Origin of the sequence: Nonomuraea bangladeshensis (assembly GCF_039529455.1) — a bacterium.
In the GTDB taxonomy this organism is placed as follows: domain Bacteria; phylum Actinomycetota; class Actinomycetes; order Streptosporangiales; family Streptosporangiaceae; genus Nonomuraea; species Nonomuraea bangladeshensis.
Window position 1 is genome coordinate 71963 of sequence record NZ_BAAAMV010000017.1, and the last position, 12603, is coordinate 84565.

15 protein-coding genes are annotated in these 12603 nt (G+C 73.4%); 6 read left to right on the forward strand and 9 right to left on the reverse strand.

Features of this window, described 5'->3' with window-relative positions:
- Nucleotides 1-59: 59 nt before the first annotated feature.
- The 5 genes from ABD292_RS43400 to ABD292_RS43420 all read left to right on the forward strand — a co-directional run bounded on the left by ABD292_RS43400 (nt 60) and on the right by ABD292_RS43420 (nt 5260).
- Nucleotides 60-1394 carry an extracellular solute-binding protein gene (locus ABD292_RS43400; RefSeq protein WP_344218235.1) on the forward strand — a complete coding sequence of 445 codons (1335 nt, stop codon included), beginning with the start codon at nt 60-62 and terminating at the stop codon, nt 1392-1394.
- The gene (locus tag ABD292_RS43405) at nt 1394-2311 is read left to right on the forward strand and encodes a carbohydrate ABC transporter permease (protein WP_344218237.1); all 918 of its coding nucleotides are present in this window, start codon (nt 1394-1396) and stop codon (nt 2309-2311) included. The genes ABD292_RS43400 and ABD292_RS43405 overlap by 1 nt, the downstream gene beginning before the upstream one ends.
- The gene (locus ABD292_RS43410) at nt 2308-3141 is read left to right on the forward strand and encodes a carbohydrate ABC transporter permease (protein WP_344218239.1); all 834 of its coding nucleotides are present in this window, start codon (nt 2308-2310) and stop codon (nt 3139-3141) included. The genes ABD292_RS43405 and ABD292_RS43410 overlap by 4 nt, the downstream gene beginning before the upstream one ends.
- 108 nt (nt 3142-3249) lie before the next feature.
- Nucleotides 3250-4143 (forward strand): D-alanyl-D-alanine carboxypeptidase family protein, encoded by an 894-nt coding sequence (locus ABD292_RS43415; RefSeq protein ID WP_344218241.1) that lies wholly within the window; start codon nt 3250-3252, stop codon nt 4141-4143.
- Between the two features lie 49 nt (nt 4144-4192).
- Nucleotides 4193-5260, forward strand: a complete 1068-nt coding sequence (locus ABD292_RS43420; RefSeq protein ID WP_344218243.1) for a WD40/YVTN/BNR-like repeat-containing protein — start codon at nt 4193-4195, stop codon at nt 5258-5260.
- Between the two features lie 10 nt (nt 5261-5270).
- Here ABD292_RS43420 and ABD292_RS43425 read toward each other — a convergent pair whose 3' ends face one another.
- Nucleotides 5271-5900 (reverse strand): alpha-ketoglutarate-dependent dioxygenase AlkB, encoded by a 630-nt coding sequence (locus tag ABD292_RS43425; protein WP_344218245.1) that lies wholly within the window; start codon nt 5898-5900, stop codon nt 5271-5273.
- 78 nt (nt 5901-5978) lie between these two features.
- Between ABD292_RS43425 and ABD292_RS43430 the strand changes: the two genes are divergently transcribed.
- On the forward strand, nt 5979-7139 hold the full coding sequence (locus tag ABD292_RS43430) for an MFS transporter (protein ID WP_344218247.1): 1161 nt from the start codon (nt 5979-5981) through the stop codon (nt 7137-7139).
- On the opposite strand, the gene ABD292_RS43435 is transcribed toward ABD292_RS43430, so the two are convergent.
- The 8 genes from ABD292_RS43435 to ABD292_RS43470 all read right to left on the reverse strand — a co-directional run bounded on the left by ABD292_RS43435 (nt 7122) and on the right by ABD292_RS43470 (nt 12573).
- Nucleotides 7122-7676 (reverse strand): CGNR zinc finger domain-containing protein, encoded by a 555-nt coding sequence (locus ABD292_RS43435; protein WP_344218249.1) that lies wholly within the window; start codon nt 7674-7676, stop codon nt 7122-7124. The two genes, ABD292_RS43430 and ABD292_RS43435, sit on opposite strands and share 18 nt — an antisense overlap.
- An 88-nt stretch (nt 7677-7764) precedes the next feature.
- On the reverse strand, nt 7765-8733 hold the full coding sequence (locus ABD292_RS43440) for a hypothetical protein (RefSeq protein WP_344218251.1): 969 nt from the start codon (nt 8731-8733) through the stop codon (nt 7765-7767).
- Between the two features lie 5 nt (nt 8734-8738).
- On the reverse strand, nt 8739-9743 hold the full coding sequence (locus ABD292_RS43445; protein WP_344218253.1) for a hypothetical protein: 1005 nt from the start codon (nt 9741-9743) through the stop codon (nt 8739-8741).
- An 81-nt stretch (nt 9744-9824) separates the two neighbouring features.
- On the reverse strand, nt 9825-10298 hold the full coding sequence (locus ABD292_RS43450) for an SRPBCC family protein (RefSeq protein ID WP_344218255.1): 474 nt from the start codon (nt 10296-10298) through the stop codon (nt 9825-9827).
- The gene (locus ABD292_RS43455; protein WP_329574625.1) at nt 10291-10632 is read right to left on the reverse strand and encodes an ArsR/SmtB family transcription factor; all 342 of its coding nucleotides are present in this window, start codon (nt 10630-10632) and stop codon (nt 10291-10293) included. Before ABD292_RS43455 ends, ABD292_RS43450 begins: the two co-directional genes overlap by 8 nt.
- A 51-nt stretch (nt 10633-10683) precedes the next feature.
- Complete coding sequence (locus ABD292_RS43460; RefSeq protein ID WP_344218259.1) at nt 10684-11436, reverse strand: SDR family NAD(P)-dependent oxidoreductase; 753 nt, start codon at nt 11434-11436, stop codon at nt 10684-10686.
- A gap of 80 nt (nt 11437-11516) precedes the next feature.
- Complete coding sequence (locus ABD292_RS43465; protein ID WP_344218261.1) at nt 11517-11876, reverse strand: DUF2203 domain-containing protein; 360 nt, start codon at nt 11874-11876, stop codon at nt 11517-11519.
- 10 nt (nt 11877-11886) lie between these two features.
- On the reverse strand, nt 11887-12573 hold the full coding sequence (locus tag ABD292_RS43470) for a GntR family transcriptional regulator (RefSeq protein ID WP_344218263.1): 687 nt from the start codon (nt 12571-12573) through the stop codon (nt 11887-11889).
- Between the last annotated feature and the right edge of the window lie 30 nt (nt 12574-12603).

Sequence of the window (12603 nt, forward strand, 5' to 3'; positions counted from 1 at the left end):
ACACCTAGAACGACCTCGATCAACCGCCGGGCGGCAGCCCGGTGAAGGAAGAGGCCACCGTGCAAGGTCCTCCCTCCCCCCTCACCCGCCGGAGCCTGCTCGGCGGCAGCCTCGCGCTCGCCGGCGCCGCCGCCGCGAGCTGTGCCCTCCCCGTGGGGCTCGGCTCGTCCCGCACCCGCGTCCAGTACTGGCACTTCCTCGGTGCCAGTGACGGCATCATCATGAACCGGATGGTCCAGGCGTTCGGCCAGGCCAACCCGGACGTCTTCGTCGAGGAGAACGTGCTGGCCTGGGGCGAGCCGTACTACACGAAGGTCGCGATGGCCGGCTCGGGCGGCCGCTCCCCCGACCTCGCCACCTTCCACCTGGCCCGGCTGGCCGGCATCGGCGCGGGCGCCATCCTCGACCCGATCAACGTGCGACTGCTGGAGGAGGCGGGCCTGCGCGGCGCGGACTTCTCCCCGCCGATCTGGGAGCGCGCCCACCTCGACGGCGTGCTGTACGCGATCCCGTTCGACGCCCACCCCATGGTGCAGTACTACAACACCGACATCTGCGCCAAGGCCGGCCTGCTCGACTCGGCCGGCAAGCTGCGGCCCACCCAGGGCGAGGACGGCCTGATCGCCATGCTGCGCAAGGCCAAGGACGCGATGGGCGGCCGGCCGCCGCTCGCCTTCGACGCGCTCGGCCTCGGCACGGTCGGCCCCTGGCGGGTGTGGGGGTCGCTCTACCCGCAGTCGGGCGGCACGCTGCTGTCGCCCGACGGCTCCGCCATCGCCATCGACGACGCCAAGGCCCTCGCCGCGCTGCGCCTCATGGCCCGGCTCGGCAAGGAAGGGCTGTGCGACTGGCGCACCGACTACGGCGCCTCGGTCGCGAAGTTCACCAACGGCGAGGCCGCGTTCCTCTGGAACGGCGACTGGGAGGTGACCGGGCTCAAGGAGCGCGGGACGCCGTTCAGCATGTCCCGCTTCCCCAGCGTCTTCGGCACCGGCGCGGCGCAGGCCGACTGTCACTCGTTCGTGCTGCCGCACCAGCGTGACCGCGATCCCGAGGTGGAGCGGGCCACCTACCGCTTCATCGCCCACATCGTGAAGAACAGCGCCCAGTGGGCGGTGGCGGGTCACGTGCCCGCGTACCTGCCGGCGCTGGAGCAGCCCGACTACCTCGCGCTGCAGCCGCAGTCGGAGTACCGCTCCGTCGTCACCGAGGTCGCGCTCGACCCGCAGGTGTGGTTCGCCGGCTCGGCATCGCGGATGTGGATCGAGTTCGGCGAGGCGTTCTCGCCGGTGATCAGCGGGGAGCGTTCGCCGGAGGACGGCCTGGCCGCCGCCAAGGCGTCGCTGACCCGGCTGCTCGCCGCCCCGAACCCCTTCCCCAGGCAGGAGCGCTGATGACGACCGTCGTCGCGGCCCCCGCGGCCGCCCCGCCCGCCGCCAAGGCCAAGGTCAGGCACGCCTGGACGCAGCACGGGCTGCTGTTCGTCCTGCCCTTCCTGGCCGTCTATGTGGCGTTCCTGGTCTGGCCCGTGGTGCTGGGCGTGCGGATGAGCCTGTCCAGCGTCAACATCGCCGGCACCAACGACACCTTCGTCGGCTTCGCCAACTACGCCGAGGCGTTCGGCGACCCGCGCATGTGGCGCTCGCTGTGGAACACCCTCGTCTTCACCGCGCTCAGCACGGTGCCGCTGGTGCTGCTCGGGCTGGTCCTCGCGCTGCTGGTGCACCACCTGCGGTTCGTGCAGTGGCTGTGGCGGCTGTCGTTCTTCGGGCCGTTCCTGCTGCCGTCGGCCGTGGTGTCGCTGCTGTGGCTGCAGATGATCTACCCGCCGGACTACGGCCTGATCAACGGCACGCTCGGCCTCGACGTGCTGTGGCTGGGCGATCCGTCCGTCGCCATGTGGTCCATGGTGCTGACCACGGTCTGGTGGACGGTCGGCTTCAACTTCCTGCTCTACCTGGCCGCGCTCCAGTCGATCCCCCACCATCTGTACGAGGCCGCCGCCCTCGACGGCGCCGGCGCCTGGGCCCGGCTGCGCTCGATCACACTGCCGATGCTCGGCCGCACCACCGCGCTCATCGTGGTGCTGCAGCTGCTGGCCTCGCTGAAGGTCTTCGACCAGATCTACCTCATGACCGCCGGCGGCCCCCAGGACGCCACCCGGCCCATCATCGAGTACGCCTACGACGTCGGCTTCACCGGCTACCGGATCGGCTACGCCTCGGCGGTCTCGTACATCCTGTTCGCCATCATCGTCGTCGTCTCCCTGGCACAGCTGCGGCTGTTCCGCAAGCGCGCGGAGGACTCATGACCAAGCGGTTCCGCCCCGGTCAGCTCGTGCTGCTGCTGGTGGCGCTGGTGCTGGCGGCCTTGTGGCTCGCGCCCATCGCCTGGGCGGTGGCGACCTCGCTCAAGCCGGAGACGGAGACGACCAAGCTGCCGCTCCAGTGGTTCGGCAGCGAGCTCACGCTGGACGCCTACCGGCTGGTGCTCGGCACCGGCGACATCCTCACCTGGGCGATCAACTCCACGGTCACGGCGGTGCTCGTCACGTTCCTGACCGTGCTGCTGTCGGCGATGGCCGCCTACGGCTTCGCGCGCACGCACTTCCGCGGCCGGCGGGCGCTGCTGGCGCTGATCCTGGCCGGGATCATGGTGCCGCCGCAGGTGCTGATGGCGCCGCTGTTCGCCGAGATGGTGGCGCTCGGCCTGGTGGACACCTGGTGGGCGATCATCCTGCCGCAGGTGGCCGCGCCGCTCATCGTGTACGTCCTGTTCAAGTTCTTCCAGGACGTGCCGCCGGAGCTGGAGCAGGCCGCGTTCGTGGACGGGGCGGGGCGCTGGCGGGTGTTCTTCACGATCGTGCTGCCGCTGTCGCGGCCGGTGCTCGCCGCGGTGTCGATCTTCACCTTCATCACGACGTGGAACAACTTCCTGTGGCCCTTCCTGGTCTCCACCGACCCGAACACCATGACGCTGCCCGTGGGGCTCGCCAACGTGGTGCAGGGCACCTTCGGCCTCCGGTACGCGCAGATCATGGCGTCGGTGGTGCTCGCGGGGCTGCCGCTGCTGGTGGTGTTCGTGCTGTTCCAGCGGCAGATCGTGCGCGGCGTCGCGCACACCGGCCTCGCCGGGCAGTGACCGGGAGAAAGATCTACCCGTACGGAAACGCCGACGCTGTCGGCGGTTCCGGACTGCGTGTCCGAATCGTTGTCAAATTCACCTCAAAGCAGGCGGCAACCTGGGGTAATGCGTAACCGGAAAGCCCGCCTGGCCGCCGTGGCCGGCGCCCTGGCCCTGGCCACGGGGGTCGTGGCGCCCGCGCACGCGGCCGTCCCCGCCCCTCTCACCGCCGCGCACGCGGCACTCGACGCTCCCGTGCTGTACGGGCGCGCGGCGTACCTGCTCGACGCCGCCACCGGCAAGCCGCTCCTCGACGACCACGGCGGGGAGCGGATGCCGGTCGCCAGCCTCACCAAGACGATGACCGCCTACGTGGTGCTGAAGCTCGCCAAGCCGACGGACGTGGTCGAGATCACGCGTGCCGACGTCGCGTACGCGGAGGACGGCGGCGGCACCACCGCCGACCTGCGGGCCGGCGACCGCCTCACCGTGGGCGAGCTGCTCTACGGCCTCATGCTGCCGTCCGGGGCCGACGCGGCGCACGCGCTGGCGCGTACGTACGGGCCGGGCGTGCGCGGCTTCGTCGCCAGGATGAACGCGACCGCCCGCGAGCTCGGCATGAACGACACCGAGTACGTCAACGCCGACGGCCTGCCCAGCCCCCGGGGCAACGGTTACTCCACGGCCCGCGACCAGGCCGTCCTGGCCGCCGAGGCGCTGCGCAACCCGCTGATCAAGCAGGCCGCCGGCACCCGCTACCACGAGCTGGACGCCACCGCCGAGCACCGCGCGTACGGCTGGCGCAACACCAACCGGCTGCTGGGCACGCCGGGCGCGATCGGGCTGAAGACGGGCTTCACCCGCGCCGCCGGGTACTGCCTGGCCTTCGCGGGCGAGCGGGACGGGCGTACGCTCGTGGGCGTGATCCTCGGCGAATCCGTCTCCTCCCGGCGCTTCTCGACCGCGGAATCCCTGCTCTCCTGGGGGCACTCTTGGGGGGCTGACCGTACCGCGGCCTGACCTGTAGGCCGCATGGACTGGATGATCCTTTTGGATTAGTTTTCCCGACATGATGCTTCACATCGCGTTGGGCATGCTGTCAGCGGCCACCGTCATCACGACGGGCTTCCCCTCCTTCTCCCCCGCGGCCGACGAGATGCCGCGGCTCGGCTGGGAGCTGAAGGAGACCGGGGTGAGCGCGCGCCTGCGCGGCCTGTCCCCCGTCAGCCGCCACGTGGCCTGGGCGTCCGGCTCGGAAGGCACCGTGCTGCGCACCACGGACGGCGGCCGGAGCTGGCAGAACGTCCCCCCGCCCGGCACGTCCGAGCTGCAGTTCCGCGACATCGAGGCGTTCGACGCCCGCCAGGCGGTGGCGTTGTCCATCGGCGAGGGCACGGACTCGCGCGTCTACCGCACCGAGGACGGCGGACGTACGTGGGCGGAGACGTTCAGGAACGACGAGCCGCGCGCCTTCTACGACTGCCTGGCCTTCTTCGACGACCGGCACGGCCTGGCGATGAGCGACCCCGTGGACGGCAGGTTCCGCATTCTGGCCACCCAGGACGGCGGCCGGAGCTGGCGGGTGCTGCCCGCCGAGGGCATGCCGGAGGCGCTGCCGGGCGAGGCCGGGTTCGCGGCGAGCGGGCAGTGCCTGGTGACGGCGGGCGGCCGGGACGCCTGGCTGGCCGCCGGCGGGGCCGAACGGGCGCGGGTGTTCCACTCGGCCGACCGCGGCCGTACGTGGACCGTCGCCAACACGCCCCTGCCGGCCGGGGACCCGGCGCGGGGCGTGTTCGGGCTCGCCTTCCGTGATCCGCGGCACGGCCTCGCGGTCGGCGGCGACTACCGGCCGGACCAGCGGTCGCCCAGCGCCGCCGCGGTCACCAGGGACGGCGGCGTCACCTGGCGGCCGGCCGCGACGCCGCCGCCGGGCTACCGGTCAGGGGTGACGTGGCTGCCGTTCCCGTCGCTCGCGGCGGTCGCGGTGGGGCCGGGCGGCAGTGACGTGACGTGGAACGGCGGGCGGACGTGGCGGACGTTCGACGACGGCTCGTTCGACACGGTGTCGTGCGCGCGGGACGGCTCCTGCTGGGCCTCAGGCGAGCAGGGCCGCCTCGCCCGCCTGCGCCTGGAGTGATGAACAGGGGTCAGCGGACGCCGCGCGGGCGGAACTGGACGCTGATGCGCGGCCCCGCGGGCCGGGACGTCTTGGGGATGGCGTGCTCCCAGGTGCGCTGGCAGCTTCCGCCCATGACGATGAGGTCGCCGTGCCCGAGCTCGTGGCGGATCGACGGCCCGCCGCCCCTGGGGCGGAGCAGCAGCGGGCGCGGGTCGCCGACCGAGAGGATGGCGACCATGGTGTCCTCGGTGGAGCCCCTGCCGATGGTGTCGCCGTGCCAGGCCACGCTGTCGCGCCCGTCGCGGTAGAAGCACAGGCCCGCCGTGCGGAACGGCTCGCCCAGCTCGGCGCCGTAGTGGGCGTCGAGCGCGCGCCGGGCCTCGTCGAGGATCGGGTCGGGCAGCGGCTCGTCCTCGCCGTAGAACTTCAGCAGGCGGGGGACGTCCACGAACCGGTCGTACATGCGCCGCCGCTCGGCGCGCCACGGCACCTCGGCGGCCAGGCGCTCGAACAGCGTGTCTGCGCCCGTCAGCCAGCCGGGCAGGAGGTCGATCCAGGCGCCGTGGTCGAGGTGCGTGCGGCGCACCGACGCGCCGAGCGGCCCGAGCCCCAGCTCCTCGTCGAGGCCCAGCAAAGATGCTTGGAACGCGACTGTCATGCTGTCCAGTCTACGCGATCCTTCAAACACGTTTTCGAGTGATCTTGCGGGTGCGGTTTCCGGTGTAACGTCTCCTTCGTGTTATGGCGTTACCTGGCGGGGGCGGCGACGGCCCGCACCGCGGACGAGATGTCGGGCCCCGCGCTGCTGATCGCCGGGCTGGCCGTGACCGGGTCGCCGGTGGTGGCGTCCTGGCTGCTGGCCGGGCTGACGGTGTCCGCCGCGGCGGGCGGGCCGCTGCTCGGGGTGCTGCTGGACCGGGCGCGGCGGCCGGGGCGGCTGCTCGCCGGGTGCCTCGTGGCGTACGCGGGCGGGCTGCTGGTCATCGTCTCCGGGCTGGGACGGCTGCCGGAGGCCGCGCTGGTCGCGGTGGCGGTCGCGGCCGGGCTCGTGGGGCCCGCCCTGACCGGCGGCTGGACGTCCCAGATCCCCGCCGTCGCCGGCCCGGACCGGCTGGGGCGGGCCAACGCGCTGGACGCGATGACGTACAACGTGGCGGGGTTGGCGGGGCCGGCGCTGGCGGGAGTGATCGCCGGGGGGCCGGTCGCCGTCCTCGTCTGCGTCGTCCTGCTGGTCGCCGCACTGCCCGCCGCCTGGACTCTGCCCGCCTCGGCGGGGGTGAAGGCGCGGCGCGGCGTCGGCGAGGAGTTGCGGGAGGGGTTCGGCGCGATCCTGGGCAACCCGGTGCTGCTGCGGGCCACGGCCGGGTCGATGGTCTCGTGCGCGGGGACGGCGATGCTGGTCGTGTCGGCCCCGGTCCTCGGCGAACGGCTCACCGGCTCGACCGGCCCCGGCGCGCTGCTGCTCGCCGTCACCGCCGCGTGCGGCCTGGCCGCGAACGCGCTCGTCGCCAGGGCGCGCGGGCCGCGACACTGGGACGCCCTGCTGGTATGGGGGACGGCGGTGGCGGGCGTGGGGATGATGCTGGCCGCCGCAGCGGGGGTGTCCGGGGCCTACTGGGTCGCGGTGGTGGCGGCGGGCGTCGTGGGCCTGGGCGAAGGGCCGCAGCTCACCGCCCTGTTCTCGGTACGCCACCGCGAAGCGCCCGCGCGGCTGCGCGCCCAGGTGTTCACCACGGGCGCCAGCCTGAAGATCACCTCGTTCGCGGTCGGGTCCGCGGTGGCCGGGCCGCTGGCCGCGTACTCGGTGGTGGCGGCCCTTCTGGCGGGCGCGGCGGCCCAGGCGGTGGCGGTGGCCGTGCTGACGGCAGGCCGCCGGCGGTCAGTCCGGGACGTCTGAGGTTTCTGAGGAGGCCGCGCGCGAGCGGTGGGCGGCGACGCGCTCGCGGGTCGCGCAGCGGGCGCTGCAGAAGCGGCGCGGGCTGCCCCCGCCCAGGTCGAGGTACGGCCGCCGGCAGCCCGCCGACGCGCACAGCCCGCCCGGCACCCGCTGATGATCGGCCAGGAGCACGGCGAACGCCATCGCCGACGACGCCAGGAACCACTCGGCCCAGGGCGCGTCGTCGGCGTCGTCCACGTGCACGTGCCAGCTCGTCGAGCCCCCGTGGTCGGTCAGCCGGGGCGCGCGGGCCGCGTCGGCGAGCAGCCGGTTGAGCAGCGCGGCCGCCCGGCCGGTGTCGGGGGCGGCCAGCACCTCGCGCAGGCGGGCCGCCGCCGCGCGCATGGCGGCGACGTCCGCCTCGCCGAGGTCGAGGTCTCCGGTCTCGCCGTGCTCGCGCAGGACGCGCGACACGGACTCGACCGACGCCTGCCGGTGCAGCAGCGCCACGCAGAGGTCGACGGCCCGCGCGGCCATCGCCCTGGTCGAGTGAACCACGGTCGAGTGAACCTTGGCCGAGTGAACCTTGGTCGAGTCAGCCCGCACAGCAGCAGCGTAGACCCACCCGCCCGTCCGGCTCAGCCGGTCAACCGCCGCACGCGGCGAAGACGAAGCTGTCCTTCAGCACGGTGTAGCGATCCCTGACGGTGACCGCGCCCGTCTCGGTGTCGATCCTGACGATGGTCATCGTGGTGCCCTTGGAGCCTGAGGCGGCCAGGTGTGCCGTCACCTGGGCGGCGCCCGTCCAGTCCACCATCTGGACGGGCGCCCGGGGCAGGCCGATCCGCCTGCGCTCGACGACCTGGTCGGTCTCCATGTCGTACGTCACCAGCTCCGGCTTGCCGCCCTGCACCACGGCGGCGACGGTCCGCCCGTCGGCGGCCAGCGCCTGCGGCCCGTTCGCGGCGACGAGCTGGGGCGGCGTGGCGCGCAGCAGCTCCTCGCCGGTCTCGTCGTGGACGACCAGGTCGGTGGCGTTGTCCTCGCCGTCGGCGGTCGCGAGCAGCTCGTCGCCGTCGTAGCTGAAGCCGAGCACGTTCCGGCCGGCGGGGACGGTTCCGACGCGGGCGCCGGTGGCGGTGTCGAAGACACGGGTGCTCCGCGGCTTGTCGCCGTCGATGGAGACGGCCAGCCGGGCGCCGTCGTCCGAGAGCCGCAGCAGCAGCGCGTCCTGGCGCACGCGGGGCAGCGCCGTGGCGGGCAGCAGCCGGACGCCGCCGCCCAGGGTGCGTATGGCGAGCCGGTTCGCCTTGGTGAAGTACGCGACCTTCCGGCCGTCGCCGCTCACCGCGATCGGGGCGGGGAAGTAGGTCAGCTCCCTGCCCTTGGCGTCGCGGGCGACCCCCTGGGCGTCCGGCAGGGTGGTGACCTTGCCGCTGTGCAGGACGAGCCGCCAGTCGCCGCACGGCCGGGCCTCCCCGTCGCGGGTGGCGCAGCTCTTGATGGAGGCGTACCTGATGCTGTCGGCCCCGTGGTGGGGAGCCGCGTGGGCAGGGAGGGCGGCGGGCCAGGCGAGGACCGCCGCCGTGAGGGCCGCGAGGATCGTCGTTCTCATGCCGGTCACTCCCCCGCCGCGAAGTAGGCGTACGCGTTCTTGCTGATGGTGTAGCGGTCGATCTGCCGGGCCTCGCCGGCGCGCGGGTCGGCGGTCAGCACCCGTATCACCGCCGGTTTCCCGTCGTCGCCGCGCTGGGTGAGCACGCGCAGCGTCCCGTCGGGGACGTAGTGGAGCGCGTACGGCGACTCGCCGCGCGCCAGCGGCAGGTCCAGGGCCGGGGAGACGTCGCCGGTGTCGAGGTCGTACAGGCGTACCCGGTCGGGCCGCTTCGCGGTCTCGTCGCCGGTCACGAGGTAGGCGACCGTCCTGCCGTCCGGGGCGAGGGCGTGGAGCATGGCGTTGGCGACGGCCTGGGGCGGGGTGCCGGCGACCGGGGACCCGCCGCCGAGCGAATACGCCCGCAGCGCCGTGGTGTGGTCGGCGCGGTAGCGGAAGGCCAGCACCGCGCCGCCGTCGCCGCTGAAGCCGAGCGCGTCGTCGCGGGCGGGCAGCTCGGCGACCGCGCCGGTCGCGACGGTGACCACCTTGGTGGGCAGGCGTGAAGGCTGGTCCTCGTAGTCGATGAGCAGCTTGTCGCCGGTGGGCGACAGCTCGATTTGCAGGTCGTCGGTGCCGACGCCCTTGGGCCGCAGCCCTGCGGGCAGCACCGTGGCCGGGCCGCCGACGCGGCGGACGACGAGGCGGTGGTCGCGGGCGCGTTCGTAGGCGATCACGCGGCCGTCGGCGCTGACGACGAACGTGCTCTGGACGCGGCTCTCGACGCCCGCGGCGTCGATCTTGCCGATGGCGGCGTCGCGGACGGTCAGCCGCCTGCCGTCGCGCAGGAGCAGCCGCCAGGGGCCGCAGGGATCTCCGTCGTTGTCGTGTTTTCGATCGACGCAGGACGGGAGCCAGGCGGCGCGCACGGGCGCCGGCCCGGCACCGGCGTGGGCGGCGGCGGGCGCGAGACCCGCTCCGCCGAGGACCGCCGCGGTCAGGAGGGCGGCGGTGGCCGAAGGGTGCCTCATAGGGTGGTCCTTTCGCTCACCCGCTTAGACAGTGCGGGAGGGCGGCGGGTTCGTCACGGATCGGCCACGGCACCAGGCCGTTCACAGGAGGGCGGACAGGAGCTCGGCGAGGCGGTCCATGGACTCGCGCCCGCCCCGCGCGGCGTCGGCGCGCACGACGGCGTCGCGGGCCTCGACGGACTGGTGCACGGACTGGGCGACGTAGCGGGTGCCGCCGTCCGCCTCCGTCAGCGTGACCGTCTCCAGGGCGACGTCCTCAGGCGTGCCCTCGTACTGCCAGGTCCGTACGTACCGCTCGGGCGTCACCACGTCGTGGTAGACGCCGCGGAAGGCGTACTCGCGGCCCTCGGCGTCGATGTTGACGTAGCGCCAGTGGCCGCCGGGCCGGACCTCCATGCGGTCCACCCGCGTGGCCAGGGAGTGCGGCCCCCACCACCGGGGCACCAGCTCCGGATCGGTGACGGCGCGGAAGACGACCTCCCTGGGCGCGGCGAAGTGGCGGATCATGACGATGTCGTGCCGTCCGGGCTCGATGACGAACGCGGTCTCACCCATCGGTGTCACTCCCTGGTCGCATGCGCCGGATCTCGCGGTCGAGGCGGTCGAAGCGGTCGTCCCACCGGTCGCGGTAGCGGCGGATCCATTCCGATGCGCCGTCCAGCGGCGCGGTCTCCAGCCGGCACGGACGCCACTGGGCGTCGCGGCCCCGGCTGATCAGCCCGGCCCGCTCCAGCACCTTGAGGTGCTTGGAGACGGCCTGGAGGCTCATGTCGAACGGCTCGGCGAGCTCGTTGACCGTCGCCTCCCCCTCGGCCAGGCGGGCGAGGATGGCGCGCCGGGTCGGGTCGGCCAGGGCGGCGAAGGTCAGGCTGAGCGGGTCGTCGGGCACGAGTCAATGATCCACGGTGTCGATGGTCCCCGGTGTCGGTGATCCCCGGCGTCAGTGGTCCACGATCGCGCCGCAGGAGATGTTCACGGTGGCCGAGGTCATGGTCCTGGCGCGGTCGGAGGCGACGAACGCGGCCACGTCCCCCACGTCGGCGAGCGTCGCCGCCCGCCCGAGCAGGGTGGCCTCGACGAGGGACGCGGTGATCTCCCCCTTGGGGTCGAAGCCGTCCGGGATGCTCTCGGGCACGCCGCCGGTCACCATCGTGACCACGCGGACGCCGTGCGGGCCGGCCTCGCACGCCCACTGCCTCCGTACGCCCTCCATGGCGTCGAGCGCGACCTTGAACCCGCCGAGCCCCGGCAGCGTCTGCGGCCCGCCCCCGCCGAACATGAGGATCACCCCGGACCTCTGCGGGATCATGTGCCGGACGGCCGCCCTGATGGTGAGGAACTGCGTCCGTACGGCGGTGACGATCGGGCGGGCGAACTCCTCGGCGGTGATCTCCAGCAGCGGCTTCTGCACATCCCCGACGCCGATGGCGTTGAACGAGACGTCGACGCGGCCGTGCCGGGCGGCGACCCCGTCCACGAGCGCGTCCACGGCGGCCTCGTCGAGCGCGTCCACCTCGGCGACCTCCGCCGTGCCGCCGGCTGCGCCGATGGCGGCGGCCACCGGGTCGAGCGCGGCCCGGGTGCGGCCGGCCAGCACGACCCTCGCGCCCTCGCGGGCGAAGGCGCGGGCGGCGGCGCCGCCGATCGGTCCGCCGCTGCCGTACACGATCGCGGTCTTGTCCTGAAGGAGCATGGTATTCAACCTTTCGGTTAATCAACCGTCAGGTTGACTATAGGCACGCGCACGGCGCCGCCGTCAAGACGGGCAGGAGATCAGAGCGGGCGGCGGCCGGCGAACCCCAGGTCGGTGCGGTGGTACCAGGCCAGCTCGGGCTCGCCCTCGATCCAGCAGAGGCGTACGGACACGCCGTCGAGCACCGCGGGGAAGTCCACCAGGACGGGCGCGACGCCCTTCACCTCGATGCCCCGCTCGGCCCATCCGCCGAGGACGTCCTCGATGCGGGCCTCCAGCGCCTTGATCTCGGGGATGCCGCCGAGCGCGGAGTGGCCGAGCGTCTGCCGGTCGTGGGCGATCTCGGCGAGGTCGGCGCGGGCGGCGACGATCAGCCCGGCGTCGTCGATGATCTCCGGCAGCAGGGCGCGGGCCTCGTCGACGGTGAAGAGGCGGTTCATCGCGCCCACGTTACCGGTTGGGCTCGTAGGCGTGGACGAGCAGCTTCTCCGCGTGGTCGAGGTAGTCGTCGAGATAGGCGGCGGCCTCCTCGCGCCGCCCGGACTCGACGAGCCCGAGCAGCACCCGGTTGCGCTCGACGAACGGCTCGTGGAAGGCCCGCGGGTTGTCCATCACGTGGAAGACCAGCCGCAGCTCGGCCAGGAGCTGGCGCATGAGCTCGTCGATCCTGGGGCTGTCGTTGAGCGAGACGAGGGCCTGGTGGAAGCGGATGTTGGCGGTGCCGACCCGCTGCCAGTCGTCCTCGGCGGCGGCCCGCTCGGCGTCGCGCACGGCCTCCTTGACCAGCCCGAGGGTCTGCGGCGACGGCGGCCGGCGCACGGCCGAGCCCTCCAGCACGCGCCGCACCCGGTAGAGGTCGAGCACGTCCTCGACGGACGGGAGGCGGACGAACACGCCGCGGTTGAGCTGGTGGTCGAGCAGCCGCTCGTGCCCGAGCAGCCGGAACGCCTCGCGCAGCGTGTTGCGCGAGACCCGCAGGGCCTCGGAGATGGCCTCCTCGGAGAGCCGCTGGCCCGGCTGGAAGAAGCCCTCGCTGATGCGCTCGCGCAGGATGTCGGCCACCCGCTCGGCCGTGCTGCTGCGCCCGAGGCGCGGCCGGTCCTGGGAGAGATCGGCGACGAGGTCGTCCACCTTCACAGGAAATCATGGGACAAAACTCTTGTCGAA